Source organism: Asticcacaulis sp., from assembly GCF_047605585.1.
Classification (GTDB): domain Bacteria; phylum Pseudomonadota; class Alphaproteobacteria; order Caulobacterales; family Caulobacteraceae; genus Asticcacaulis.
On sequence record NZ_JASGFK010000005.1, the window covers coordinates 19938 to 46204 of the forward strand.

Sequence of the window (26267 nt, forward strand, 5' to 3'; positions counted from 1 at the left end):
AACCGGATGACGTCACAGGCGCCAAGGGTACATACCGGCAAGGGGCAGAGCATCGCCCTGGTCATCATGGCCGGTGTAGACATCGTACTGGGAGCGATAGCGATCGCACTCAACCTGGCCCTGAATAACGGTACCGCGACGTTCTCAATGCCCTCTGCGGAACCAGTTGCTCAAAACACCATGATCGTAGGCATGCTGTTTCTGATCATGATCGTGCAGATCGCGGTCCGATCTATAATGCTTATGATCATGGCCTGGTGGAGCTTTCGCTTGATCAGCAATGCACATCGCCATACCAATTTTCCCGTATCCAGACAGTGGTCCTGGCTCGGCTGGTTTGTCCCGGTTGTAAGCCTGTGGCTGCCTGTGCAGGCTATGCTGGGCCTGAACCTGACCCATAGACGCATATCGGGCGCGCGGCGCCTGATCATTTTGTCGTGGTGGGTCGCGCGCATTCTGGCAAGCCCGACTGCCGGTGTTCTCAGTTTCGCCGGTGTTGTGATCATCGCCCGCCTTGGCGAATACAGACGCGACATGAGCGACACGATAATAAGCTGGCTCGTCTCCATGATGGTCATCGGCATTTTGGCGCAGTGCCTTGCTATTGCGGTCATCCTGTTGACCCAACGCAACCAGCCCAAGCCGGGCATCATCGTCAGCGCGGATATTTTCTGATGCTTCGAATACTGCGCAATACTATGATCGGCCTGGTGGGGACGGCTCTGGCGGTCTGGCTGCTGGCGGTGGGCTATCTATATTTTGAGCAGTGCCACATTCTTTTCCATCCCGAACCGGAGACCGAGCCCATTGCGATAAGCGGCCTCGCGCTACAGGATATCCGCATTCATACGCCCGATGGCGAAACGCTTCAGGCCGTCTATGAACCGCCGCAGCCCGGCAAGCCGATCATCCTGTTTTTCCATGGCCAGGGCGGGACTCTGATGGTGGGGAAATGGCGCTATCTGCGCATGCACAAGGCCGGCGTTGGTTTTCTGGCCCTCGCCTATCGCGGCTATTCCGGCTCGACCGGCAAACCAACCGAAAAAGGACTGCTGATCGATGGGCTGGCGGCCTATGACTGGCTGAAGGCGCAAGGGTTCAGGGACAGCGATATCGTCATCCACGGCCATAGCCTGGGCACCGGCGTCGCTACCTATGTGGCCACGCAGCGTCCGGCAAGGGCCCTGATACTGGAAGCGCCCTTTACCGCCGCCAGCGATGTGGCCGCCGAACGCTACCCCTATATCCCCGTAAGCCTGCTGATGAAGGACAAGTTCCTGAGCCGGGAACGCATCAGGGAGGTTCACATGCCAGTGCTGATCGCGCACGGGGATCGCGACAGCATCATCCCCTTCGCGGAAAGCGAGCGCCTCTACCAGCTGACCAATGCACCGAAGGTCTTCATACGCATGCGCGGGTCAGAGCATAATACCCTGACCCGCGATGGCGTGTATTCCTATTACTGGAAGTTCCTTGGCCTGCCGGACACGGAACCCCCGTTTTAATTATTGCGTCAGGGCCTTGGCGTGGCCGATATCGATACCGGAAACCACCGATTTCAGAGTCGCCATATCGACATTGTCGCCATCGGCCTCAACGCTGATCCGGCCATCGGAGACGATGGTGTATTCACCATGCTTGGTAGTACTGTCCCACTTCTCGCTGACCATGTGGCCGTTCTGGGTCGTGACCTTTTCATAGCCGCCGGCGCTGCTACTCGATGTATTCAGGTTCATCGCCGCCGCCATGGCGCCGATGCCGGCCACCGATCCCATGTCGGTCACCGTCACGTTCACCGTGCCGTCGCCGATATGATAGGTACCCTTGGCGCTGGATACGGCGATACCGCCGGCGCCGCCGGAACTGGTATTGTCATCCGTGCGCGCGGCGCCATTGAGCGTGGGCGGCAGCAGGGCCAGAAGCGCCGTGGCGTCGGCCAGCTTGATCGTCGACTGGCCAGTCTGACCCGCCGAAGCCTGAGCGGCCATCTGGTTCGCCGCGACCTGCATCTGGCTGGCGGCGGCTTCCACCTTGTCGATATTCGGCGCGACTACAGCATGGTTATTGAGGGAAAGGCTACCCAATCCGCCGGTCGCCATCATTCCGGCGCTGGTGATGCCGCCGACAATCGTACCGACAATCGCCGCCAGAACGATATAGACCACGGCGATAACGATCATATAGACCACCGTCTTGTCCGCCGGGCTTTTCATCAGTTTCGGCAAGCCCAGATAGAACAGGTAGATGCCGTAAAGCGCCGCCAGCAGGCTGAGTATGCCGAGCGCCGGCAACAGGCCGAAGATGGCCCCTACCCACCCGGCCGTGGAGGCATAGGCGGCCAGTTTCAGTGCCTGGATGAAGTTCTTCTGGCCATTGAAGCTGGGCGCCAACGCATCGATGATCAAGGCCACCACATAGATCAGTATCAGCGACAGCACGTAGCTGACGGCGGCACCGACAATCGCCATGACCAGCGGCGTATGGTAGGAAAAACCCAAGACGCCTATGCCGAACACCACGCCGCCAATGGCGCTGGCCACCGGTCCGATGGCCGCCAGCGGCATGATGTAGCTGGTGTAGAGCTGCTGGACTGTCGGCGTTTCATGCTCGATCACGTCCCAGGTGGGCGATGGTTTCAGCAGAATAGCCTGAACACGCTCGATCAGGTTGTTTGGATTTTGCGGATTGGCGTTAGGATTGGGATCGGGTGCCTGGATGGGTGGCGGGGTATCGTCAGCCATGGAAATATCGCCCTTGGAATTATGCCTCAGAATTATGGATGAAATACGCGGGCACTATATCGGCGGGACATGTGGCCCCGGAGAGGGAACGATGGCCAAAAAAGAACCCCCGGTCCAGTCAACCGGGGGCCTTTTGCTTTCAACGTTTCGTGATGTCCGGAAGGGACTTATTCCCTAAAATCGACGTGCCGGTTGTCCTTCACCGTAAACAGGCCGATCACTACCGTCACGACCGCCACGCCGATGGCGTACCACAGGCCGTCATACATGCCGCCTGTCGCCGCAACGATGGTGAAGGCGATGAAGGGCAGCAGGCCGCCAAACCAGCCATTGCCGAAGTGATAGGGCAGCGACATGGCGCTGTAGCGGATGCGCGCCGGAAACATCTCGACCAGGGCCGCCGCCATGGGCGCATAGACCATGGTGACGAGCAGCACCAGCGCGGTCAGTATGCCGATCGTCTTCGGGAAGTTGATCTGCGCCGTATCCGCCTTGGCAGGATAACCGGCAATCTTCAGCGCGTCGCCGACCGCCTTGGCGAAGTCGGTCTGGCCGGCTTTTACGGCTTCCGCAGCCAGACCAGTGCCTTCAAAGGACGGGATCACTGTCTGGCCGATGCGGACGCTGGCGATAGTCCCGGCAGGGGCGGCTTCATTGGTATAGCTGATGCCGTTCTTGGCGAGATAGGACTTGGCGATATCGCAGGATTGCAGGAACTTCGCCTTGCCGACCGGATCGAACTGGACGGCGCACGCCGCTTGATCGGCCACCACCACCACCGGCGAGGCCTTTTGCGCGTGTTCGAGGGCCGGGCTGACCGCACCGGTCAGCATCTGAAACAGCGGGAAGTAGCCGATGGCCGCCAACACCAGCCCGGCCAGGATGATCGGCTTGCGGCCGATACGGTCTGACAGCCAGCCGAAAAAGATGAAGAAGGGCGTGCCGATCAGCAGGGCCGCGCCGATCAGCCAGTAGGAGGTGGCGAGATCGACGTGCAGCATCTTCTGCAAAAAGAACAGGGCGTAGAACTGGCCGGTGTACCACACGACCCCCTGCCCGGCCACGAGACCGAACAGGGCGATCAGCACGATCTTCAGGTTCGACCATTTCAGAAAGGCCTCGCTAAGCGGCGACTTGGCCGTACGTCTTTCCGCCTTCATGGCCTGGAAGATCGGGCTTTCATTGAGCTTCATGCGGATCCAGATCGAGACGGCCAGCAGCACGATCGAGAACAGGAAGGGCACGCGCCAGCCCCATTCCTTGAAATCGTCCTCGCTGACATAGTGTTGCGTGACGCCGATGGCGACGAGGGCCAGCAACAGGCCGAGCGTGGCGGTGGTCTGGATCCACGCCGTCATCTGGCCGCGCTTGTTGTCCGGCGAATGCTCGGCCACATAGGTGGCGGCCCCGCCGTATTCGCCGCCCATGGCCAGGCCCTGCACCAGGCGCAGGCCGATCAGGATGATGGGGGCGGCGATGCCGATCTGGTGATAGGTGGGCAGGACGCCGACCAGGAAGGTCGAGAGGCCCATGATGATCATGGTGATCAGGAAGGTATGCTTGCGGCCGACCTTATCGCCCATGCCGCCGAAAACCATGGCGCCGAAGGGCCGGACCACAAAACCGGCAGCCAGGGCCAGCAGGGCGAAGATGAAAGAGGTGGTCGGGTTGATGCCCTTCACCTCGAAGAACTGCGCCCCCATGATGGCGGCCAGCGTGCCGAAAATGTAGAAATCGAACCATTCGAAAATGGTGCCCAGCGACGATGCGCCGATTACCAAAGCCATGCTTTGCTTTTTATGTGCCTGTTCGCCCATAACGTCTCAACCCCTTGCTGTCATTATGCGCCCGGTGACCGGGCGAGGACTTTCGTCTCTTTGAAATAAGAAATGGCACAGGGTTGCCATTCCGGCAAGCGGCCATCCCTGACAGCGGTATTTTTCATGGCGCGCGGCAATAAAAAAACCCTCCGGCGGGCACCGGAGGGTTTTGCGTTCGCAAGGGCTAGATACCTATTGCGCGGTCTTCAGCGCACTGGCGACATCGTCGGACTTGGCGTCTTTCAGCACGCTACAGGTGCGCATGCCTTCCAGCATACGCTTGAACGGCAGTTCGCCGCGATTGGAAGCAGCGACCTTCGGCCCCATGATCTTTTCGACCTCATCCGCCTTCGACGCCGAGCAGAAAACACCCGGCAGAGCCGCGATGCGGCCAGTCGAGAAGATGCCGGCGCTGGCCGCCACGCTGTCATAATTGGCCTTCAGCCAGTCATAGGTCAGGTCGCGCGTGTCCTTGCTCATCATCAGCCCGCCGAGCAGGCCCGTCTTGTCCGGCACGCGCAGGCGCGTGTCATTGAGGCTGGCCAGCAGCCAGGTCGCCGTTTCCGGCTTGGCGCCCGCCGTGACCGCACGCAGGCCCGAAGAGCGGAAGGCCTCGTCATGCGTGGTCATGACACGCTCGAACATGTCCTTGGCCGCCGGCAGGCCGCCTTCTTCGACATAGATGGCCAGCGCCCGGCCGCGATAGGCTGGATCCAGCGCCTGGGCATTACCGGCCAGATAGGCCTTGGCGGCGTCCGCCAACTGCTGGCGGATGGCGGTATCGTGGGCATCACCGGCCACCAGCCCCACCAGGCTCTGGCGCAGCTTGGAGGTATCGGGGTCTTCGCTGGCATAGGCGCCGGCCTTCGGGTCGAAGCCGAGCGCCTTCAGGCGCGGCAGGTAGATGTCGCTCATCACCCGGCGATAATCGGCCGTCGAGGCCTCACCGATGATGCCGCGATTATACAGGCCCGCCAGGCTCTCCCCGCCGCCGACCGCGACGTTGGAATCCTTATTGTTGACCATGACCTTCGCCGCCTTGACCAGTTCGGCGGCCGGCAGCTTGCCGGCATAGAACTGGCCCCACAGGCTGTCGATGGCGGCCAGCCCCTCGGCGCCGGAGAGCTTGTCGCCGGTGGCGATCAGAGCATCCCAGTCCTCTACCGGCAGGCTGAAGCGGTAATAGCCCGTGCCACCGGCATTGGGCATGAAGGCGCCGGGTTGATCGACACCGAGATTGCCCTGCTGGTCCTTCAGCATATAGCAGCTGGTATCGGCATCACGACGGATACAGAGCGGAATGGTCCAGGTCTGCGGATCGAGCGTGGTGCCGAGGCGGGCATAGCGCGACTGGGTGGCCACCAACCAGCCGCCCTGGTGGCTGAATTCCACCACCGGGAAACCCTGCTGATTGACGAAGCTTTTCATCGAATCGAGTACGGCCGGATTCTGCGCGGCATCGGCCAGGGCGCCGAAGAAATCGTCGGACGTGGCGTTGCCGTAAGGGTGACGTGACATGTGCAGGCGCACGCCGGCCTTGAAACGCTCGTCACCCAGATAGCCTGCGATCATCGAAACGACCTGACCGCCCTTGCCATAGGTGATGCCGTCGAAGGCGGAATCGATGTCGCCATTGTCGGTGATCGGCTGGTGGATCGGCCGGCCGACCTTCAGCGCATCGGTATTCATCGCCCCAAAGCCTTCGTCAACCGCGCCGACACCGATGTTCAGTTCCGGGCGCCATTCGTTGCCGATGCGATAGCCCATCCAGTTGGCGAAGCTCTCATTGAGCCAGATATCGTCCCACCAGGCGGGGGTGACATAATCGCCGAACCACTGGTGCGACAGTTCGTGGGCCACCACCATGCCGAACTCCTGCTTCTGAGTGGTCGGTGCATTGGCGTCAAGCAGCAGGATATTGTCGCCATAGATATCGATGCCGGCGTTTTCCATGGCGCCCGGCATGATCGGCGAAGCGACCTGGTCCAGCTTCGGGAAGGGGAAGGCCTGGCCGAAATAGTTTTCGAGGTGCGAGACGATCGACGGCGTTTCGTCGAGCGCATATTTCAGCTTGTCCGCATTCGGCTTGGTGGCAACGATGCGGATCGGCAGCGGATAGTTGCGGTACTGGTTAGGCGGCGCCACGCCTTCGGCCACGGCGAACGGCCCGACGGCGAAGGCGACCAGATAGGTCGGCAGCTTCTGGGTCGGGATATACATGTGGGTGACCATCTTGCCTTCGGCGGTCGTGCCGTCCTGCGGTGAATTGGTCAGAGCCACCAGGCCGTCTTGCGTGGTGATCTGCACGCGGAACGGCGTCTTGAAGCCCGGCTCATCGAACGAGGGGAAGGCGCCGCGGGCGTCGATCGATTCAAACTGCGACCAGACATACCAGTCGCCGCCGACCTGCACCCGGTAAAGCCCCGCCGCATCATTGGTGAAGGGGGCGTCATAGTCGAAGACCAGGGTGACAGGCCCGGCCGGAATGGCCTTGGCAAAATCGAGGCGGGCGACGCCGAGATCATCGACCTGGGTATATTTGGCGGAAACCGGCTTGCCAGCCACCATGGCGACGACCTTCGAGACCTTCAGGTCGCGGCCATGCAGATAGAGCGACTTGGTTTCGGCCTTCACATTGACGTCGATCTCGACATGGCCGGAAAAGCGCGGCTTCGAAGGGACGATGGTCAGGTTGAGCTTGTAGGACAGCGGCGTGGCAGCATCGGGCAACTTGCCCTTCGGCGCATTGGCGTCGGCGACAATGGCGACATCAGGGGCCGCAAAAGCGACAGGGGTGAAGGCGGTCGTGGCCAGCAAAAGGCCCGCGGCCAGGCAAAGTGCGCGCATGAAAACTCCGGGTCAGGCAGAAACACCGCAGGGGCTAGGCGGCCCGGATTGCGGCATAGTGATAAAAATTGAAACCAGTCGATTTGCTAGCACGGCCATTAGGCTGCGCACATTAAGTTTTTGTAATGCGCAATCGGCAGGCGTGACATAAAGGCCGCAATGTATCGCCACCGTCAGTTTTCTTCAAAAACGCAACCAAGGTTTAAGCATGTTCGGGCTGAATGGGCAAATTGCTCTACCTTGATTGCCCCGAAAAGACGCAAGGACCTGTTTTGAAACCTTCTCTCCTCGGCGCCTTGCTGGCGCTTTCTCTGCTTACCGGCGCATCCACCGCCCGCGCAGAATCGATCTTCACCTATACCAGCGCCAAGCTGCTCCTGACCGGCGGGGTGTCTCAGGTCGAAGGATCCGCCGGTGGCGGCCTCACCCCCTGGGCGGTGATCGGCGGTTACGGTTCACAGAACCAGACCGGCGGCAACATCTATTACACCAATGTCGCTACGCAGGATTACCGGGTGACGTCCTATGGCGCACTGGTCGGCATTCACGACCGCGTCGAGGTCTCGTATGCCCGGCAGGATTTCGACCTGCAAAAGATTGGCGGTGCGCTGGGCCTGGGTGACGGCTACACAATTTCGCAGGACACCCTCGGCGTGAAGGTGAAGGTGCTGGGGGACGCAGTGCTGGAACAGGATAGCTGGCTGCCCCAGATCGCTGTCGGCGCGCAATTCAAGACGAACCGGAACGGCGCGTTGGTCAAGGCGCTGGGCGCACGCGAAGACAGCGGCACCGACTATTATGTCAGCGCCACAAAACTCTTTCTGTCGCGTGGCCTTTTGCTGAACGCCACCCTGCGCGCCACGAAGGCGAACCAGTTCGGCATTCTGGGTTATGGCGGCATCGACGATGACTACCACCTGCAATTCGAAGGCTCCGTCGCTTATCTGATCAATCGCAAACTGGCCATAGGCGCCGAGGTGCGCACCAAACCCGATAATCTGGCGGTCGCCAAGGAAGGTGCGGCAGTGGATGCCTTCCTGGCCTATGCGGTCAGCAAGCATCTCTCCGCCACCCTCGCCTATGCCGATCTCGGCAATATCGTCACACGCCGTCAGTCCGGACTCTATGCCTCGCTGCAGGTCGGCTTTTAAGGAGCAAACGACATGAACTCTCTCAAATATGCCGTGTTCTCCCTTGCCTTACTGGCCAGCACGCCGGCCCTTGCACAGGAGGTTTCACCGGCATCACCCGGCGCGATCAGCGCGCCAACGGCGCCTGTCATTTCACCCGATGGCAGGCTCTACGCCGAATTCGGCGGCAATGAGGGCCTGGTGAAGCTGATGGATGACTTCATGGTCATCCTGCTGGCCGATCCGCGTACGAAAGACTTCTTCGTCGCAGTCGACCAGACCCACGTGAAAGTCGAACTGGTTTCGCAATTCTGCCAGATCCTGGGCGGCGGCTGCACCTATACCGGCAAGGACATGAAAGAGGTCCATGCCAAGCTGGGTGTCCACAAGGAAGACTTCCTGGCGCTGGTCGAGGACCTGCAACTGGCCATGAACAAAAATCGTATTCCATTCGCCGCACAAAACAAGCTGCTGGCCGCGCTGGCCCCGCAGCATCGCGACGTTATATCAGAACCCTGATCAGCCGAAGGGTTTGGCGGCCTTCGCCAGCACGTCCTTCGCCCATGACGGCACCTCGATGCCCGTCTTCGCCGTGGCGACCGATATGGCCAGGCAGATCGCCAGAACCAGACTGATGCCTTGCCAGATATGGACCTGGTTGCGCGCCAGCCACGAATGGGTGCGAAAGAAATCCGGCTCCGCGCCATGCGAGCCGGTTTCCAGCTTGAAGGCCATTTCAAAACCGTCCTGGAAACGGTCCGCCGGATTGGGCGCCAGAGCCTGGAAGATGACGCTGTCGAGCCAGGCCGGCAGGTCGGCGCGGCGGGCGGTCAGACGCTCCGGCTTGTTGAATTTCGGCGTCTGACCGGTTTCGATCTCACCGAAAGGATAGGCCCCGCCGGTGAACATGCGATAGAGCGTCACCCCCATGGCAAAGATATCCGAACGCTCATCCCCCGGCTGCCCCTCAAATAACTCCGGCGCCTTGTAACTTGGTGTGCCGGGCACGAACAGGCTGTCCTTGTCGATGCCGGGAATGCGCGCTACGCCGAGATCGACCAGCTTGAAACCACCATCCGCCATCAGGATGATATTCTCCGGCTTGACGTCGCGATGGATGATGCCGGCGCGGTGCAGCGAGCCCAGCGCCTTGGCCAGCTTGGTGGCGATGTCCACGCCTTCGCGCAGAGGGATCTTCGGCGCACGCGACAGGCGGTGTTCAAGGGTTTCGCCGGTATAGAAGGGCTGGGCGACATAGAGACAGGTCTGGCGACCGGGCGCGATATCGAGCACCGAGCCGATCCACATGTGCTGCACGCGGCTGGCCACCCAGGCCTCACGCATGAAGGCCGAGCGCGCCGAGGTTTCCGAGCCGATGGTATGGGGCTTGGGGAATTTCAGCACCACGAACGGGCTGATGCCGGTGCGGAACTCGCGCAGGTCACGCGCCCGGAAGACGCGGCTGTAGATGCCGTCCGCCAGCTGGCGTTCCAGCTTGAAGCCGTCGATGGTCTCGCCGACATGCGGCGGCTCGATGATCGGCAGTCTGGCGATGGCCAGGTTCAGGTCTTCGATCGTGGCCGGCGGCAAATCGATGACATCGATCACCAGGGCCGTGGCATTGTCGTCACCACCGTGCGCCAAAGCGGTGCTGACCAGGCGCTGGGCCGTTTCTTCCGGTGAGGTGCGGCCATCGAGCAGGGACAGGATCAGGGCCTGGCTGATGAAGCCGTGGACGCCATCCGAGCACAGCATCAGCCGGTCATGCGGGAAGATATCGTGCGCGCCGTAATCGATACGGATCGATTCCTCGGCCCCGACCGCACGGGTGATGAAGGAACTGTCCTCGCCGCCTTCGGGCTTGTGGTCCTGGGTCAGCAGTTCGAGCTGGCCGGCGCGCAGGCGGTAAAGCCGCGTATCGCCGGCATGGAAACTGTGCAGCCGGCGTCCTTTGATGACGATGCCGGTAAAGGCGGCGCACATGCCCTTCAGGTTTTCGTTCTTCTGGCCTTCGCGGAACAGCCAGTAATTGATGCTTTCCAGCGCCCGCGCTGCTGTCTTGCGCGGGGAAAGCAATTCCGACTGGCCGAGATAATCGTCGATGAAGGTGCGCACCGACAGCTCGGCTGCCACGCGCCCGCCCTTGCGGCCACCAACGCCATCGGCCAGGGCCGCCACGGCGCCATGGTGCCGTTCGCCCTCATCGAGATAGAGGGCGGCGAAATCCTGGTTCTCGTCGCGCTTGCCGATATCGCTGGCGAAGCCGGTGGCGATGTCGAGCCGGGAGGCGGCGGAATTGGTCGGTGGCGGGGTCATGCGGTATGTGTGCAGGACCGAACGGCGTTCGTCCAGAGGGCGGTTGTATTTCGCCCTTCCGGCGTGACTTTTATGGAACTCCCCCCGATATCGGGGGACAGAGACTACAGCCTGTCGAGCGGCAAAACCTCGACACGCGATCCGGCGTTCTGCGGCAGGGCATTGGCCGGCAGGCGGATCAAGGCATCGGCGCGGGCAAACACGCTGACGAGCGAGGAATCCTGATCGTCAAACGCCGCCACCTGCAATTGCCCCTGCAGGGAGCTGCTGAGCTTGGCGCGCAGATAGGATTCACGCGGGCCGGCGGCCGATAACGGCCCTTGCGTCACCGCCGTGATAAAGGGGCTGGTTTCCGCCATGCCCAGAGACGCCTCGATCCATGTCTTCAGGAACAGTTGCGCCGTCACGAAGGCCGAGGCCGGATTGCCGGGCAGGCTCAGGGCGCGCATGCCGCTGGCCAGCCGGCCGAAGCTGGTCGGCTTGCCGGGCTTGACCGCCACGCTGGCGAAATCGCGCTGCAGGCCCAGCTTTTCCAGCGCCGGCCGCACCAGGTCATAATCGCCGACACTGGCGCCGCCGACCGTGACGATCAGGTCAGCCTTCACGTTTTTCAGCGCCTTGTGCAGGCTTTTGGCGTCGTCGCCCTCCACGCCGAGATAGCTGGCCTTGCCACCCCATTGTTTGATCAGGGCCATCAAGGCATGCGAAGCGGATTCATAGATCTGGTCAGGCTTCGGCTTTTTGCCTGGCAGGACCAGTTCGTCGCCGGTGCACAGGACCGCGATCTCCGGCCGGTGGCGCACCGGCACGGTATCGAGCCCCGCTGCGGCGATCAGCGACAACCGCCACGGATCGAGCCGCGCCCCCGGCTCCAGCAGGACATCGCCGGCTTTGAAATCCTGGCCGGCGGCGCGGATATGGCTGCCGCCCGGCGCGCGTCCTTCCGGCAGGATTTCGATCACTGCGTCTGTCCGCACGACGTTTTCCTGGATGATGACGGCATCGCAATCGGCAGGCACTGGCGCGCCGGTAAAGATGCGGACAGCCTCCCCTACCTGGACCTCGCCCGTATAAGCCCTACCGGCCGAGCTTTCACCGATGACCTGCAGGGTGATGGTTTTGGCCTTCGGTTTCAGCGACTCCCTGCGCACAGCATAGCCATCCATGGCCGAGGCATTGAAAGGTGGCTGGTCGCGCCCGGCCACGATCGGCGCGGCCAGAACACGGCCCATCGCCTTGGCGAGGGAGACCGATTCCACGCCCGGCAGCAGCGCGCCCTTCCTGACTGCGGCCAGTGCCGTCTCGACCGGAACGTTTTTCATTTCTCTTTCAGCCTCGGCATCAGCTCAACCATGTTGCACGGCCCGTGGCGGCTATCGAGCTGCCAGCGGATCACCTTGTCCCAGCCATCCTTGACCGCGCCATTCGAACCCGGCAGGCAGAAGATGAACACACCGTCGATGATCCCCGCCAGCGCCCGCGATTGCAGGGTGGAGAGGCCGACCGTCTGGTAGCTGAGCATGTGGAAAATAGTCGAAAAGCCGTCGATGCGCTTGTGCAGCAGCGGCTCGATCGCTTCCGGCGTAACGTCGCGGCCGGTAATTCCAGTACCGCCGGTCGTCACGATGGCGTCGATCTCTCCGGTCTTGATCCAGCCCATGACCTTGGCGCGGATGGCGTCGATATCGTCACGCACGATGGCGCGGCGGGCCAGGCTGTGACCGGCGGCTTCGATGCGTTTGGCCAGCACATCGCCGGAGGTGTCGCTTTCCTCGTCGCGCGTGTCCGAAACCGTGAGAACGGCCAGGCTGACCGGCCGGAATGGCCTGTGCTCGTCGATGCGACCACCGCCCAGAAATGCCCTATCCGTTTCCGTTATCTCGCTCATGCCGGCCTCCGTTTTTCTTCCGTTTAGGCCGGCCGTGCGATCATCTCAAGCGAAAAGGCCTTCGCGGCTGAGCAGTTCGGCATAGGCGCCCTCGATTCCGCCCCTGACCGTGACATCGCCCGCCAGATCTTCGGCGAAGACGGCGCGCAAGGCCAGAAAGCGGCCCACATCCGCCGGCATATCATCGCACGCCTTGCCGATGGCGATCAGTTCAGCGGCCAGCGGATCGGTGATGGCGTCACCCGAAACCGCCTTCTTGCGCACGAACCGCATCCACGCCGCCAGAGGCAGGCAGAGGCGGCGGATATCCTGACCGCGATCGAGCGCTTCACCCAAACTGCTCAGGATACGGATCGGCAGCTTCTGCGAGCCGTCCCAGGCGATCTGGGCCAGTTTATGGACGATGGCGGGATTGCGGAAGCGCTTGAGGATATCCTCGCAATAGGCGACGAGATCAAGTCCTTCCGGCGCTTCCAGCAAGGGCACCACATCTTCCATCATCAGCCTGCGGACCGTATCCGCCAGTTCAACATCCTTCATGGCTTCGGAGACACTCTCGTAGCCGCGATGCAGGCCGAGATAGGCCAGGGTCGAATGCGGGCCATTGAGCAGACGCAGCTTGGCGCGCTCATAGGCGGGCACATTATCGGTCAGGGTGACGCCGACGCTCTGCCAGTCAGGGCCGTTTTCATGCGTGTGCTTTTCGATCACCCACTGGGTGAAGGCCTCACGCTGGATCGGCCAGGCATCTGCCATACCCGTCACCTCAGCCACGCGCGTCCGCAAGGCGTCGTCGGTGGCCGGGGTGATGGAATCGACCATCGTGGACGGGCATTGCAGAGTATCGTGAACCCATTTGGCCAGATCGTGGTCGTTCTGGCCGGCAAACACCGTAACGGCTTCCTTCAGGCGCTGACCGTTCTTCGGCAGGTTGTCGCATGGGATCAGCACGAATGGCTTCAGACCAGCCGCCCGGCGGCGGCGCAGGGCTTCCGCCACGTAGCCGATAAAGGATTTCGGCGTCTGCGGATTGGCCAGGTCATGGAGAATGTCCGGGTGCTGAAGATCGAGCGAAAAGTCTGGCGCCAGGCAATAGCCTTTCTCGGTAACCGTCGAGGTGACGATTTCGACCGACGGCCGCAGCAGGCGCTCAAACACGGCTTCGATGTCTTCCGGTCCGACCAGCACCTCACGCATCGAGCCGATAATCCGGTAGCTGATCTCTTCATCGAGCACGGCCAGGGTATAGAGGCCATCCTGCGGTTTCAGGGCATCGCGCACGCCCGCCGAATGCAACGACACGCCGCAAATGCCCCAGCGCTTGTCCTTCGCCGCCAGGGCATCGAAATAGGCCGCCTGATGGGCGCGATGAAAAGCGCCCGGCCCGAAATGGACCACACCGATCTCAAGCGAGGCCGGATCATAAGCAGGTTTTTCAGCCTTTGCGGTGGAAAGCGTAGTCAAGGACAGCATGGTCAGAGCGTTACCCCATTTTTCCAGATGGCGATCTCGCGCTCATCGTTTGTTTCATTGCAGGCCGGCCGGCCCGAAGCGGTTTTCAGGATCAGGTCCATCAGATTGTCGGCGGCGACGTCCAGACCTTCCGGGCCGTTCAGCACCTGACCGGCATCGAAGTCAATCCAGCGCGGCTTTCTTTGCGCCAGACCAGAATTGGAAGCAATCTTGAGCGTCGGCGCCGGAAAGCCCAGCGGCGTACCCCGGCCGGTCGTGAACAACACGATCACCGCCCCCGCCGCCGTCAGGGCCGTGGAAGATACCGCGTCATTGCCCGGTGCTTCGAGTAGGGAGAGACCGGTTTCATGGGCGCGCTCGCCATAACGCAGGACGTCATTCAGGGGGCTATGCCCGCCCTTCTGCACGGCGCCGAGCGACTTTTCCTCCAGCGTGGTGATGCCACCCGCCTTGTTGCCCGGCGAAGGATTTTCGAAAACCGGCTGATTGTGATCGATAAAATAGCTCTTGAAATCATTGACAACATCTACGGCCGCCTGGAAAACCCGTTCGTCCTTCGCCCGGTTCATCAGGCCGCGTTCGGCACCGAAGACTTCCGGTATCTCCGTCATGATCGCCTTGCCCCCGGCGAAGGCGACGCGATCGGCGATCAACCCCACCAGCGGATTGGCGGTCAGACCGGAAAACCCATCCGATCCCCCGCACTTGACGCCGATTGTCAGATCACGGATGAAGCAGGTTTCCCGCCGATCCTTTTCGATTTCCGCGACCAGTGCCTCCAGCGCTTCCAGACCGGCCTCGTGCTCGTCCTCGACCATCTGGGCGGCGAAATATTTCAGGCGTTCGGCAGGACGGTCGATCTCCCTGATCAGGGCGGACAGCTGATTGTTCTCGCAGCCCAGGCCGACGATCAGCACGCCACCGGCATTGGGGTGCATGGCCAGGGAGGCCAGCAGCTTGCGGGTATGATCCAGGTCGTCGCCCAGTTGCGAACAACCGAGCGGATGAGTGAGGGCATACACCCCGTCGATCCGCCCCGCGAACCGTTCCGAGGCCTTGCGCGCCAGTCGCTCGGCAGTCTTCGCCACACAGCCGACCGTGCACAATATCCAGATCTCATTGCGGATACCGATCTGGCCATCCTGACGACGATACCCCTGGAACGTCCCTTCGGCCGGCTTTTCCGGCAGGGCGACCGGCGCCGGCTGATAGTGATAGGCTTCCAATCCGCTCAGGGCCGTGACCAGATTGTGCGCATGCACATGATCTCCGGCGGCGATCTCCTGTGAGGCGCGACCTATGCTGAAGCCAAGCTTGAAAACCTCATCTCCCGCCCGGATAGCCTTCAGGGCGATCTTGTGCCCCTTCGGCACATCGCTGTGCAGGACGATCTCGCGACCGTCGACGACCAGACCATACCCCGCCGCCAGGTCCTGCAGGGCCACCGCGACCGAATCGCTGCGGCTGACCCGCAGCCAGGGCACCGACAGGACGGCCGGATCATCCGCCATTTAACTACTCCCAGGACATGTTTTACAAGCTATGATACCGGTGTCATAAACGCATGACGCGACCATTTCAAGAAAATAACTGTTCAGCCGGCACGAAGCCCGCTACCGATAAGACAATAAGACGATCAGGCCCCGTCCATGCCCACAGAAACGCCAAAAGACGCTCCAAAAGACTCTGTCGACGAATTCATCCAGCGCCGCAAGAAGGCGACGATCAACGATGTGGCGCGACTGGCGCGCGTATCGAAAAAGACAGTCTCGCGCGTCATCAACAAATCGCCCAGCGTGCGCGCAGAGACTCGCGACAGCGTCAACGCCATCATCGAACGCATTGGCTTCCGGCCCGATCCGCAGGCGCGCGGCCTGGCCTTCCGCCGCGCCTTCCTGATCGGACTGATCTATGACAATCCGAACGCGCAATATATCGTCAACATGCAGATGGGCGCGCTCGATGCCCTGCGCGGCTCCGGCACCGAACTGGTGGTTCACCCATGCGACCGGCGCAGCGACCGCTTCATCGAGGATATCCGCGACTTTATCGAATTGCAGCGCCTGGCCGGCGTGATCATCCTGCCACCGATCTCGGAGGACAAGCGCCTGCTGGCCCTGCTGGAAGAACTGGACGTGGATTACGTCCGCGTTTCTGCCGTGCAGCCCGACAGCGCGTCGCGCGGCCTCAGGGCCGGCCATGCCGTGCTCTCGAAAGAACGCATCGGCTGCCGCGCTGCCGGCGAACACCTGGCCGGCCTTGGCCACACACAGATCGGCTTTATCGCCGGGCCGGAGGGTTATGTCTCGGCCATCGAACGTCGCGCCGGCTTTCGCGAGGGTCTGCAGGCGCATGGGCTCGATATCGACTGGGAACTGGAAGCTCAGGGCGCCTATACCTTCGAATCCGGCCACGCCGCGGCATTGAAAATCCTCAACCGCCCCAACCGGCCAACTGCACTTTTCGCCTGCAACGACGAAATGGCCATCGGCGCCTACAAGGCGGCGTTCGAACTGGGCCTGCGTATTCCCGCCGACCTGAGCATCTGCGGCTATGACGACAGCCCCATGGCGCTGCGTGTCTCGCCACCGCTCACCACGGTCAACCTGCCGAGCCGTGACATGGCCAAAGCCGCCGCCATGACGCTTCTGACAGAGGCGGACGACCGCAAGGACGCCATCATTTTCGAATCCGCCCTCGTCATCCGGGAATCGACCAGCCAGGTTTGATAATTTTGCGCATAAACCGGGTTGTCAAACCTTATGACACCGGTTACCTAAGACGAAATACTGCCTCTACAGGGTCGATCAGAGCCAATCCATGTCCAAACCGCTTTCCCTTCACGCCGATCGTCTGTTTTCCAGCGATCCCACCCAGCGCGCCATTGCCCGCGACCTCTATGCCAGCGTGAAGTCCTTGCCGATCCTGTCGCCGCATGGCCATACCGATCCATCGTGGTTTGCCGGCAACCAGCCCTTCGAGAACGCCACCGCCCTTTTCCTGGCGCCGGACCATTACATCTACCGCATGCTGTACAGCCAGGGCATCGACATGGATGCGGTCGGGGTTGGCTCAAAGGCCGGTCCTTCCGATGCCGACGCCCGCACGGCCTGGCGCATCTATGCCGCCAACCAGCACCTGTTTCGGGGCACGCCTTCTTACATGTGGATGTCGCATGTCTTCGGCGAAATCATGGGCTTCGAGGTGGCGCTGGATGAAAGCACCGCCGATTTTTACTTCGACCGTATCGGCGAATTGCTGGCCTCGGCGGCCTACCGTCCGCGCGCCCTGTTCGAACGCTTCAATATCGAGCTTCTCGCCACCACCGAAGGCCCGACGGATACGCTGGAGCACCATCAGAAAATGAAGGACGATGGCTGGAAAGGCCGCGTCGTCACCGCCTATCGTCCCGATCCGGTCATCGATCCGGAGCATGAGGATTTCCACGACAAGCTGGCTCTCTTCGCTGACCTGACCGGTGAGGACGTCCATAGCTGGAAAGGCTATCTCGCCGCTCACCGCAAGCGTCGCGACGTCTTCATGTCCTACGGCGCCACCTCGACCGATCACGGCCACCCAACGGCCCAGACCGCCAATCTGTCAGCCGCGGAAAGCGAAGCCCTGTTCGCGCGTGTCCTGGCTAAAGAGGTTTCCACGGCCGATGCAGAGCTGTTCCGCGCTCAGATGCTGACCGAGATGGCGCGCATGTCGCTCGATGACGGCCTGACCATGCAGATCCATCCCGGCAGCTTCCGCAATCACAACAAGCAGATTTTCGACAAATACGGCCGCGACAAGGGCGCCGATATCCCCCTGCCGACCGGTTATGTCCATGCGCTCAAGCCGCTGCTGGATGCGTTCGGCAACGAAAAGAACCTGACCGTCATTCTGTTTACGCTCGATGAAACCAGCTATGCCCGCGAACTGGCGCCGCTGGCCGGTCACTACCCGATCCTCAAGCTCGGTCCCTCCTGGTGGTTCCATGACAGCCCGGAAGGCATGATGCGCTTCCGCGAGCAGGTGACCGAGACGGCCGGCTTCTACAATACGGTCGGCTTCAATGACGATACCCGCGCCTTCCTGTCGATCCCGGCGCGCCACGACGTCGCCCGCCGCATCGATTCCACCTTCCTGGCGCGTCTGGTGGCCGAACATCGACTACCGATCGAGGATGCCGTCCAGGTCATCCAGGACCTGACCTACAACCTGCCGAAAGCGGCGTATAAGCTTTAATTAAAGCGCGTCAGCTTGTCCGGATTGCGCTGAAACCATATGGCGGTGATCCGCCCCTCGCTGATCTCGACGCTCAGCACATCGGTGTAATCATCGGTGTGCGTGGTCAGCAATGACATGACGCCATTGACGCGCTCATAGCGCAGCACCCGTTCGGTATGGTTGCGGAATTTCTGGTAAATACCGGCCATGAAGGCGCCGACCCGCCGTTTGCCGTCGAGAATATTGATCGCCGCCGATATCTTGCCGCCACCGTCGCTGTAGAGCTTCACATCATCGGCCAGCAGGGCTTCCAGCGCCGCCATATCGCCTTTCTGCGAAGCGACCACAAAGGCTTCGAGATAACGGCGCTCGTCATCCGGCGTCACCTTGAAACGCGGCCGCGACGCCCGGACATGCTGACGGGCACGGGCGGCCAGTTGCCGGCAACTGTCTTCCGAGCGCTCCAGTGTCCGGGCGATCTCGTCATAGCCGACATCGAAGACATCGTGCAGCAGGAAACTGGCGCGTTCCAGCGGGGTCAGGCGTTCAAGCGCATAGAGCAGACCAATGGACAGATCATCGGCCAGTTCGGTGGCCACCGCCGGCGAGCCGGTGAAGTCGCTGATATCGTGCAGGGGTTCCGGCAGCCACGGCCCGACGTAATCGACGCGCTTTTTGTGCGCCGATTTCAGGATATCGAGACAGAGGCGCGTCACGATGCGGGTCAGGTAAGCGCGCCTGTTGTCAATGGTGTCAGGTTCCGTGTCGCGCACGCGCAGAAAGGCATCCTGCACCGCATCCTCCGCCTCGCTCACCGTGCCCAGCATCCGGTAAGCCACGCCCTGCAGGTAGCGGCGCTCGTCTTCAAACCACTGGATATCGGATTTCGGGATCATGCTGATCTCAGTAAGGCTTGATCCACAGATAAGCCAGATAAGCACAGATGGGTCACGGATAATCTTATCTGCGCTTATCTGGCTTATCTGTGGACCTCTAAATATCAAGCTGCCGGCTTATCATTGGCATGGAGAAAACGCATCGAGATAGCGAGGCGGTTCCAGGCATTGATCATCGCCACAGCCAGGGTCAGATCGGCCATTTCCTTGTCGCTGAACTGCGCCTTGACCTCGGCATAGGTCTCGTCCTCGGCGCGGTCAACGTCGATATGGGTCAGGCTTTCCGCCCACAGCAGGGCCGCGCGTTCCTTTTCGGTGAACATGCGCGACTCTTCCCAGGCCGGCAGCAGGTTCAGGCGGACGGGCGTATCGCCGGCCTTGAGCGCCTCCTCATAGTGCATGTGCAGGCAGAAGGCGCAGCCATTGATCTGCGACACGCGCAGCTTGACCAGGCTAAGCAGTTTCAGATCGAGCGCGCCGTGCAGATAGGTCTCGACGCTGACCATGCCATTATAGCCATCGGCGGCCAGGGCGGCGAGGTTGAGGCGGTTGAAGTTCGTCATAACAGTCTCCTTCGGTTGGATTTGAAAGTATGACGAGCCAGCCCGCACCTCTGTGACATTGCCGGCAAAATTATTGCCAGAAGCCGGAATTAAATTGAACAGGACACCGGTATCTTTTAGGTTTGCGGCCACAATGAAAGACATCGCAATGCCTTACAATTCCATCGCCGATCGTTTTGTCGCCGCGCGTAAATCCGCCGCCGCCCTGCCCGATTATCCCGGCGACCTGCCGTCCGATATGAATGCCGCCTACGCCATTCAGGACGCGGCGCTCAACTCATGGCATCAGGGCTTGGCCGGCTGGAAAATCGCCCGCCTGCATCCCGATTTTCAGGCGGTAATGGGCACCGAACGGCTGGCCGGCCCGATCTTCAAACCGGCTTTCCGGGACTATACCGGCCCTGTCGATGTGCCGGTTTTCGAGGGCGGTTTCGGCGCGGTGGAAGCCGAATATATCCTGCGCATCGACCATGACGCCGACCCGGAAAAGACCGAATACAGCGAAGAAGAGGCCCTGCGCCTGTGCGATGCGATGTTTGTCGGCATCGAGATGGCGGGCTCGCCCTTTCCGCAGATCAATACCCTGGGTCCGGCGGTGACCGCTTCCGATTTCGGCAATAATTTCGGCCTCGTGCTGGGGCCGCGCCTGCTGGAACTCGATTCCGACTCCACGCCGCACACGCTCTCACCCGAAGTGCTGCAAACCTTCCGCTCGAAGACCGCGATCGATGGCGAAACCGTCGGCGAAGGCGGCCTGTTCGTCATGCCCGGCGGGCCATTGAAAGCCCTGGCTTGGCTGGCCGGCCATCTGGCCCAGCGCGGACGCCCATTGACGCGTGGCCTGCTGATTTCCACCGGCCAGACCACCGGCGTGCATCGCATCCTGCCTGGTCAGAACGCCACCGTCACCTTTTCCGGCGCGCTGGATGCCGTGCTGGACCTCAGAGCCATCGCGCTGAAAGCCGGCGCACCAGAAATATCATAAAAACAGGAAACGTCCTCCATGCCTTCTTTTGTTTGTTTCGGCGAACTACTGATCCGCCTGACCGTCACCGGCGGCCACCAACTGGAAACCCTTGCGCCCCTGCAACCGGTCGTCGGCGGGGCCGAGGCTAATGTCGCCGTCGGTCTGGCGCGGTTGGGACATCAGGCGCGCATGGTCAGCGTGGTGGCGGACAATGCCCTGGGCCAGGCGGCGATCAACGAACTGCGCCGCTGGGGCGTCGATACCCAGGCCGTCAGCCGGGCGCCGCAACGCATGGGGCTTTATTTCCTGACGCCGGGCGCCATCCATCGCCCGTCGGATATCGTCTATGATCGTGCCGGTTCGGCCTTCGCCGGCGCCGATTTCAGCGCGCTCGACTGGCCGAAACTGTTGAAAGGCGCCGGCTGGCTGCATGTCTCCGGCGTCACGGCGGCGCTTGGCGAAAACTGTGTGACGGCGGCGCTCACCGCCATGACAGCCGCGCGCAAGGCCGGGGTGAAGGTGTCGTTCGACTGTAATTACCGCCCCAAACTGTGGGCCGAATGGAGCGCCGACGCGCCCGCCTATATCACACAACTGATGGCCCAGGCCGACCTGATCTTCGGCGGCTACCGCGATATCGAACTGGTGTCAAAACAGCGCTTCAATGACGAGCGCGAGGCGGCGGACCATGCCTTCGCCACCTTCCCGCACCTGCAACGGCTGGTCTGTACCCGGCGCGAGCAGATCAATGTCGATCACAACCGCCTGACCGGGCTGATGTACACGCGTGACGGTTCGCTGGAAACGGACACCCACGATATCGAGCGGATCATCGATCGCATCGGCGGGGGTGACGCCTTTGCCGCCGGCGTCATGCACGGCCTGCTGAGCGGCGCGGATGATGAAAAGGCGCTCGATTACGGCATTGCCTGCGCCTGCCTGAAACACGCCCAGCCGGGTGACGCCAGCCTGGCGACACCGGCCGATCTCGACGCCTTCCTCAGCGATGACGGCTTCGACGTAAAACGCTGATTGACTTAAGGGTGCAGGGCCTGCGGCCTTGCTACTTTACGATGTCATCCACCGTACGGCGGGTAATGTCGTGATAGCCCGGACGCGCCTCCGCATAGACCTTCTTGGCCATCTCCACGCCCCAGCCGTCCTGCGCCATCAGGCTCTTGAACAACGGCTGCACGAACTTGCGGCGACCTTGCGAAGTCAGGAAGTCGTGCAGGGCCGGCATGGCGGGCTGGTAATGATGCTGGATGGCCAGTTGCAGCCAGGCGAACAGGATTTCCGAATTGTGGGTCTTCGAGAAGCCATAGGCGTCATCGAGCTGCGCCATCTGCTCGACCGTCAGGGTATCCGGCAGGTGAGTCAGGAAATACTGCCATTGCGGCGAGCTGTAATCGGCAACCTTCAGGTCCTTCGCCGGCGTGCCTTCCGTGAAGGCCAGCACCTGCGCCGATACCTCATCGAGCAGGGTCGAGGTCGGGATCACCGCATTGTCGGGCATGCCCTTGTCATAGAGCCACTGGTGAATCTTGAGCGATTTCTCAAGGTCCGTATCATTGTGCAGAAGGTGCGTGCGCAGATCGACCACGAAGGCATCCGTCGTCATACTCTGGAAGGCATAGCGCGTGAAATAGCCCTTGAGGTAGGCATCCAGCTTCTTGCGGCCGAAATGCGCTTCCAGCATGCGCAAGAAGGCGGCGCCCTTCTCATAGGGCACGTCGCTGAAATAGTCGTCCGGGTTGATGCCCTTTAGATCGGGATGCAGACGGGTGAAGTCCGGATTGGCGGTCTTGCTGGCCGGATCGGTCAGATCCTTCATCGTGCCCTGCAGGTCCTGCCAGCCGAGCACGCGCAGCATTTCGGCGCGCTCCTTGCCGTAAACCTCTTCCATGATCCGGTTCTCGAAATAGACGGTGAAGCCTTCGTTGAGCCAGAAATCTTCCCACGTGGCGTTGGTCACCAGATTGCCGGACCAGGAGTGCGCCAGTTCGTGCGCCACCAGCGAGACCAGCGACTTGTCGCCGGCGATCACGGTGGGGGTGGCGAAGGTCAGGGTCGGGTTTTCCTGGCCGCCGAAGGGGAAGGACGGCGGCAGGACCAGCACATCATAGCGGCCCCACTGATACGGGCCGTAAAGGCGCTCGGCCGCTTCCAGCATGGATTGCATGTCGGTGAATTCATTGGCCGCGGCGGTCAAGGTGGCCTTTTCGGCATAGACGCCGGTGCGTGAACCCTCGGCCTTGAAGCCGATATCGCCGATCGCGATGGCAATGAGATAGGGCGCGATCGGATGCTTCATGTCGAAGCGGAAGGCGCGCTGGGCGGCATGACCGGGCACCTTCTCGCCTTCGGGCGTCAGGCGATCGGCGCTCATCACCGCCACCAGGTTGGACGGCACGACAATGCGCGCGCTGTAGGTCTGGCGGATGGCCGGGCTGTCCTGTGTCGGTATCCAGGTGCGGGTGTGGATTTCCTCGCCCTGGCTGAAAACGAAGGGCTGCTTCTTGCCGGCGGTCTGTTCGGGCGAGAGCCATTGCAGGGCGCTGCCGTCCTTCGTCGTCGCGTAATGGACGACCACCTTCTGCGCCCCTTGCGGCAGTTCGATGGTGAGCGGCTTGCCCATCATGTCATTGCCCTTGCCCAGGGTGAATTTCAGCGGCGCGCCGGAGGCATCGGTCACGGACTCGATATCGAGCGCACGGGTATCGAGGATAACCTGCTTGGCATTGGCTTCGGTGACGAGCGTCAGCGTCGCCGTGCCCTTGAGGATCTTCTGGTTGAAATCGGCGGTCAGATCGAGATCGACATGGCTGACGCGGGCTTCCTGCGGGCGGGCATAGGAATGATCGTCCACCGTCCGGGCCACCATGGCCTGGGGCGCATTGGCCTCGTTATCCTTGGGGGTGCATCCGGTCATCATCACACCGGTCGAAAGCGCGAGGGCCGCCATAACGCAGGCGAGCAGACCGAGCGATCTTTTTGTCGCGGCTTTGGCAATCCTCGAAAGGGCGGGCATCGGTCGGCATTCCTCAGGCAAATGGCGCCGTTGATCGGCACACCTCTATTAAACGGGAAAACCTCTCTTCACACAACCGTGAAAAAACAACAAGAGCCGCGTGTCGGGGTGACACGCGGCTCTGCGGATTCAATAGCTTACTTTCAGATCAGGAACGCGAGCGGCGCTTGAACTGGGCGCCTTCGGTGCGGGCCTTGGGAGCGTCGCTGTAATGCGGGTTCGCCGGCTTGAAAGCGCCCTTGGAGGCGCCGGCCTTGGCATTGTCCTTGCGGCTGGACGGACGCGGCTTGTCACTGCGATCCTGACGGAAATCCGACTTGGCCGGGCGATCCCCACGCTCGTCGCGCGCGGTGTATTCACGCGGACGTTCGGCATGGGTGCGTTCACCACGGGGTGAGTCCGAACGCGGACGATCATAGCTGCGTTCCGAACGTTCACCGTGTTGGGCCCCACGCGGGCCACCGCGATTGCCGTCACGGTTAAACGGCTTCTTCTTGCCGAAAGGCTTCTTTTCCGAGCGCTTCTCGAACATCTGATCGGCGGCCGGCACGGCCGGACGTTCGGCCGACATCGGATCATAGGCCGACGGACGCGGGCCGAAATCCTTTTTCTTCTTGCCGTGCTTGCGGTCGGCGAAGGAAGAGCGCTCGCTGCGTTCGCCATGCACGCTGTTTTCCGAGTTGGACCGGCCCGGACGGTTACGGCCGCGCTTGTGCACGAATTCCGCATCCGGATCAAAGTGACGCGCTTCCTTCTTGACGGGGATGCGTTCCGGCGTGGTCGGCTTTTCAGCCACACCCGAAGCCAGCATGGCCTCGTCGAGCAGCTTCAGCGCCTGGTCCTTGCGGCGGTCATAGGACGGGATACGCTGGCGCGTCATGCGCTCGATATCCTTCAGCATACGGCGCTCGTCATCCGAACAGAAGCTGATCGAGATGCCGCTCTTGCCGGCGCGGGCGGTACGGCCGATGCGGTGAACATAGGCCTCAGATACGTTCGGCAGCTCGTAATTGATGACGTGGGTGACGCCATCGACATCGATACCGCGCGCCGCGATATCGGTGGCCACCAGGGCGCGGACCTTGCCGGCCTTGAAGGCTTGCAGCGCGCGCTCGCGCTGGCCCTGCGACTTGTCGCCGTGGATGGCGGCGGCTTCGATGCCACCGGCCTGGAGATAGGCGGCGACCTTGTCAGCCGAGCGCTTGGTGCGGGTGAAGACGAGCGTGCGGCTCAGGGCGTCCTCGGCATAAAGCTCGGTCAGCAGGGCGCGCTTGCGCTGGGCTTCGATGAAGAGGACGGTCTGCTCGACGCGCTCGGCCGTGGTGGCTTCCGGCGTGATCTCAACCTTCTTCGGCTCGGTCAGCAGTTCGGAGGCCAGGATGCCGATTTCCTTCGGCATGGTGGCCGAGAAGAACAGGTTCTGGCGCTTGCCCTTGATGCGCGAAGCGATCTGACGGATCGGCTTGACGAAGCCGAGGTCGAGCATCTGGTCGGCTTCATCGAGCACGAAAAATTCAACAGCCGACAGATCGACGGTCTTCTGTTCGATGTGATCGACCAGGCGGCCCGGCGTGGCGACGAGGATATCGAGGCCGCCATTCAGGGCCTTATATTGCGGGCCGTACTTCGAACCGCCGTAGATGGTGGCGATCTGCAGGCCGGTGCCGCGCGAATATTGCTGGAAGCTTTCGGCGATCTGCGACGCCAGTTCGCGGGTCGGCGACAGGACGAGCACACGGGTCTGCTTCGGTACGGGCATCTTGCGCTCGGAGAGCACCTTTTGCAGGATCGGCAGGGCGAAGGCCGCGGTCTTGCCGGTGCCGGTCTGGGCGATGCCGAGCAGGTCATGGCCGTTCAGCAGGATGGGGATGGCCTGGGCCTGGATCGGTGTCGGCGTGGTGTAACCGGCCTTTTCCAGCTGGATCAGCAGGGTGGAGGACAGGCCAAGATCGGAAAACAGTTTGGTCAACGTGTGTCTTTCATATGCTTCGGGCATCACGAAAGCACACGCCTTCGCAGCGGCCCTTACCCGCAACTGGCCCATGCCAATTCGGGGTGTGAGGGTCGAAGCGTTCGCGTGTCACGGACTTCGGTATTTTACAGATGGCAGACGACTCAAAGCCGTCCTGTTATTACTGGCGGTATGTACCTGGGGTAACAGGCATACCTCACGCGGCCAGCGCCCTGATATTCGGGCGGCGCCTTCATGAGCGAAAGCGCAAAAAAAACGCTTTCGCAGAAGCGAAGCGGCGTAAATGACCTTTTACCGGACGAATGTCAATAGCTGTAGCAAAAGTCGCATTTTGCTACAGGCTTTTGCAATGCGAAATAATATCCACACAATTTCGGCATGGCCGCATCGCTTTAAGACACTTACTCA

Annotated in this window: 20 protein-coding genes; 8 read left to right on the plus strand and 12 right to left on the minus strand. The window is 61.6% G+C overall.

Features of this window, described 5'->3' with window-relative positions; genetic code table 11:
• Positions 1 to 6: 6 nt before the first annotated feature.
• Positions 7 to 675, plus strand: a complete 669-nt coding sequence (locus QM647_RS13245; RefSeq protein WP_414996005.1) for a DUF4328 domain-containing protein — start codon at positions 7 to 9, stop codon at positions 673 to 675.
• Positions 675 to 1505, plus strand: coding sequence for an alpha/beta hydrolase (locus tag QM647_RS13250; RefSeq protein ID WP_414996006.1), 831 nt, complete (start codon positions 675 to 677; stop codon positions 1503 to 1505). Before QM647_RS13245 ends, QM647_RS13250 begins: the two co-directional genes overlap by 1 nt.
• Here the strand turns inward: QM647_RS13250 and QM647_RS13255 are convergent, their stop codons facing one another.
• From QM647_RS13255 to QM647_RS13265, 3 genes are all read right to left on the minus strand, one after another.
• Positions 1506 to 2741, minus strand: coding sequence for a Yip1 family protein (locus tag QM647_RS13255; protein ID WP_414996007.1), 1236 nt, complete (start codon positions 2739 to 2741; stop codon positions 1506 to 1508).
• Between the two features lie 167 nt (positions 2742 to 2908).
• Positions 2909 to 4528: an MFS transporter gene (locus QM647_RS13260; protein ID WP_414996008.1), complete on the minus strand. Its 1620-nt coding sequence runs from the start codon at positions 4526 to 4528 to the stop codon at positions 2909 to 2911.
• 225 nt (positions 4529 to 4753) lie between these two features.
• Positions 4754 to 7408, minus strand: a complete 2655-nt coding sequence (locus QM647_RS13265; protein ID WP_414996009.1) for a M1 family metallopeptidase — start codon at positions 7406 to 7408, stop codon at positions 4754 to 4756.
• A 272-nt stretch (positions 7409 to 7680) separates the two neighbouring features.
• Here QM647_RS13265 and QM647_RS13270 point away from each other — a divergent pair, with 272 nt between their 5' ends.
• Both QM647_RS13270 and QM647_RS13275 read left to right on the plus strand, forming a co-directional pair.
• Positions 7681 to 8559 carry a DUF3034 family protein gene (locus QM647_RS13270; RefSeq protein WP_414996010.1) on the plus strand — a complete coding sequence of 293 codons (879 nt, stop codon included), beginning with the start codon at positions 7681 to 7683 and terminating at the stop codon, positions 8557 to 8559.
• A 12-nt stretch (positions 8560 to 8571) separates the two neighbouring features.
• Positions 8572 to 9057, plus strand: a complete 486-nt coding sequence (locus QM647_RS13275) for a group I truncated hemoglobin (protein WP_414996011.1) — start codon at positions 8572 to 8574, stop codon at positions 9055 to 9057.
• Here the strand turns inward: QM647_RS13275 and QM647_RS13280 are convergent, their stop codons facing one another.
• From QM647_RS13280 to QM647_RS13300, 5 genes are all read right to left on the minus strand, one after another.
• Positions 9058 to 10854 carry a bifunctional protein-serine/threonine kinase/phosphatase gene (locus tag QM647_RS13280; protein ID WP_414996012.1) on the minus strand — a complete coding sequence of 599 codons (1797 nt, stop codon included), beginning with the start codon at positions 10852 to 10854 and terminating at the stop codon, positions 9058 to 9060.
• A gap of 104 nt (positions 10855 to 10958) precedes the next feature.
• On the minus strand, positions 10959 to 12176 hold the full coding sequence (gene glp / locus QM647_RS13285) for a gephyrin-like molybdotransferase Glp (RefSeq protein ID WP_414996013.1): 1218 nt from the start codon (positions 12174 to 12176) through the stop codon (positions 10959 to 10961).
• A complete protein-coding gene (gene moaB / locus QM647_RS13290; protein WP_414996014.1) occupies positions 12173 to 12742 on the minus strand; it encodes a molybdenum cofactor biosynthesis protein B in 570 nt (189 codons plus the stop codon). Before moaB ends, glp begins: the two co-directional genes overlap by 4 nt.
• A 45-nt stretch (positions 12743 to 12787) precedes the next feature.
• Entirely contained in the window at positions 12788 to 14215 is a 1428-nt protein-coding gene (locus QM647_RS13295) for a mannitol dehydrogenase family protein (RefSeq protein ID WP_414996015.1), read from the minus strand.
• Between the two features lie 2 nt (positions 14216 to 14217).
• Positions 14218 to 15726 (minus strand): UxaA family hydrolase, encoded by a 1509-nt coding sequence (locus QM647_RS13300; RefSeq protein ID WP_414996016.1) that lies wholly within the window; start codon positions 15724 to 15726, stop codon positions 14218 to 14220.
• 138 nt (positions 15727 to 15864) lie between these two features.
• Here QM647_RS13300 and QM647_RS13305 point away from each other — a divergent pair, with 138 nt between their 5' ends.
• Positions 15865 to 16944, plus strand: coding sequence for a LacI family DNA-binding transcriptional regulator (locus tag QM647_RS13305; protein WP_414996017.1), 1080 nt, complete (start codon positions 15865 to 15867; stop codon positions 16942 to 16944).
• Positions 16945 to 17035: 91 nt separating this feature from the next.
• On the plus strand, positions 17036 to 18448 hold the full coding sequence (uxaC, locus tag QM647_RS13310; protein ID WP_414996018.1) for a glucuronate isomerase: 1413 nt from the start codon (positions 17036 to 17038) through the stop codon (positions 18446 to 18448).
• Here the strand turns inward: uxaC and QM647_RS13315 are convergent.
• Both QM647_RS13315 and QM647_RS13320 read right to left on the minus strand, forming a co-directional pair.
• Positions 18445 to 19326 (minus strand): sigma-70 family RNA polymerase sigma factor, encoded by an 882-nt coding sequence (locus QM647_RS13315; protein WP_414996019.1) that lies wholly within the window; start codon positions 19324 to 19326, stop codon positions 18445 to 18447. The two genes, uxaC and QM647_RS13315, sit on opposite strands and share 4 nt — an antisense overlap.
• Before the next feature lie 104 nt (positions 19327 to 19430).
• Positions 19431 to 19889 carry a carboxymuconolactone decarboxylase family protein gene (locus QM647_RS13320; protein WP_414996020.1) on the minus strand — a complete coding sequence of 153 codons (459 nt, stop codon included), beginning with the start codon at positions 19887 to 19889 and terminating at the stop codon, positions 19431 to 19433.
• A 148-nt stretch (positions 19890 to 20037) separates the two neighbouring features.
• On the opposite strand from QM647_RS13320, the gene QM647_RS13325 reads away from it, so the two are divergent.
• The gene (locus tag QM647_RS13325) at positions 20038 to 20874 is read left to right on the plus strand and encodes a 2-keto-4-pentenoate hydratase (protein WP_414996021.1); all 837 of its coding nucleotides are present in this window, start codon (positions 20038 to 20040) and stop codon (positions 20872 to 20874) included.
• Positions 20875 to 20892: 18 nt separating this feature from the next.
• Positions 20893 to 21888 (plus strand): PfkB family carbohydrate kinase, encoded by a 996-nt coding sequence (locus tag QM647_RS13330; RefSeq protein ID WP_414996022.1) that lies wholly within the window; start codon positions 20893 to 20895, stop codon positions 21886 to 21888.
• Positions 21889 to 21919: 31 nt separating this feature from the next.
• On the opposite strand, the gene QM647_RS13335 is transcribed toward QM647_RS13330, so the two are convergent.
• Positions 21920 to 23887 carry a M1 family metallopeptidase gene (locus QM647_RS13335; RefSeq protein WP_414996023.1) on the minus strand — a complete coding sequence of 656 codons (1968 nt, stop codon included), beginning with the start codon at positions 23885 to 23887 and terminating at the stop codon, positions 21920 to 21922.
• 148 nt (positions 23888 to 24035) lie between these two features.
• Positions 24036 to 25856: a DEAD/DEAH box helicase gene (locus QM647_RS13340; RefSeq protein ID WP_414996024.1), complete on the minus strand. Its 1821-nt coding sequence runs from the start codon at positions 25854 to 25856 to the stop codon at positions 24036 to 24038.
• Positions 25857 to 26267 lie beyond the last annotated feature (411 nt).

Bases quoted from the DNA above. Each gene is read 5' to 3' on its own strand.
- QM647_RS13245 (WP_414996005.1), top strand. From the start codon at position 7: ATGACGTCACAGGCGCCAAGGGTACATACCGGCAAGGGGCAGAGCATC.
- QM647_RS13250 (WP_414996006.1), top strand. From the start codon at position 675: ATGCTTCGAATACTGCGCAATACTATGATCGGCCTGGTGGGGACGGCT.
- QM647_RS13255 (WP_414996007.1), bottom strand. From the start codon at position 2,741: ATGGCTGACGATACCCCGCCACCCATCCAGGCACCCGATCCCAATCCT.
- QM647_RS13260 (WP_414996008.1), bottom strand. From the start codon at position 4,528: ATGGCTTTGGTAATCGGCGCATCGTCGCTGGGCACCATTTTCGAATGG.
- QM647_RS13265 (WP_414996009.1), bottom strand. From the start codon at position 7,408: ATGCGCGCACTTTGCCTGGCCGCGGGCCTTTTGCTGGCCACGACCGCC.
- QM647_RS13275 (WP_414996011.1), top strand. From the start codon at position 8,572: ATGAACTCTCTCAAATATGCCGTGTTCTCCCTTGCCTTACTGGCCAGC.
- QM647_RS13280 (WP_414996012.1), bottom strand. From the start codon at position 10,854: ATGACCCCGCCACCGACCAATTCCGCCGCCTCCCGGCTCGACATCGCC.
- glp (WP_414996013.1), bottom strand. From the start codon at position 12,176: ATGAAAAACGTTCCGGTCGAGACGGCACTGGCCGCAGTCAGGAAGGGC.
- moaB (WP_414996014.1), bottom strand. From the start codon at position 12,742: ATGAGCGAGATAACGGAAACGGATAGGGCATTTCTGGGCGGTGGTCGC.
- QM647_RS13295 (WP_414996015.1), bottom strand. From the start codon at position 14,215: ATGCTGTCCTTGACTACGCTTTCCACCGCAAAGGCTGAAAAACCTGCT.
- QM647_RS13300 (WP_414996016.1), bottom strand. From the start codon at position 15,726: ATGGCGGATGATCCGGCCGTCCTGTCGGTGCCCTGGCTGCGGGTCAGC.
- QM647_RS13305 (WP_414996017.1), top strand. From the start codon at position 15,865: ATGCCCACAGAAACGCCAAAAGACGCTCCAAAAGACTCTGTCGACGAA.
- uxaC (WP_414996018.1), top strand. From the start codon at position 17,036: ATGTCCAAACCGCTTTCCCTTCACGCCGATCGTCTGTTTTCCAGCGAT.
- QM647_RS13315 (WP_414996019.1), bottom strand. From the start codon at position 19,326: ATGATCCCGAAATCCGATATCCAGTGGTTTGAAGACGAGCGCCGCTAC.
- QM647_RS13320 (WP_414996020.1), bottom strand. From the start codon at position 19,889: ATGACGAACTTCAACCGCCTCAACCTCGCCGCCCTGGCCGCCGATGGC.
- QM647_RS13325 (WP_414996021.1), top strand. From the start codon at position 20,038: ATGCCTTACAATTCCATCGCCGATCGTTTTGTCGCCGCGCGTAAATCC.
- QM647_RS13330 (WP_414996022.1), top strand. From the start codon at position 20,893: ATGCCTTCTTTTGTTTGTTTCGGCGAACTACTGATCCGCCTGACCGTC.
- QM647_RS13335 (WP_414996023.1), bottom strand. From the start codon at position 23,887: ATGCCCGCCCTTTCGAGGATTGCCAAAGCCGCGACAAAAAGATCGCTC.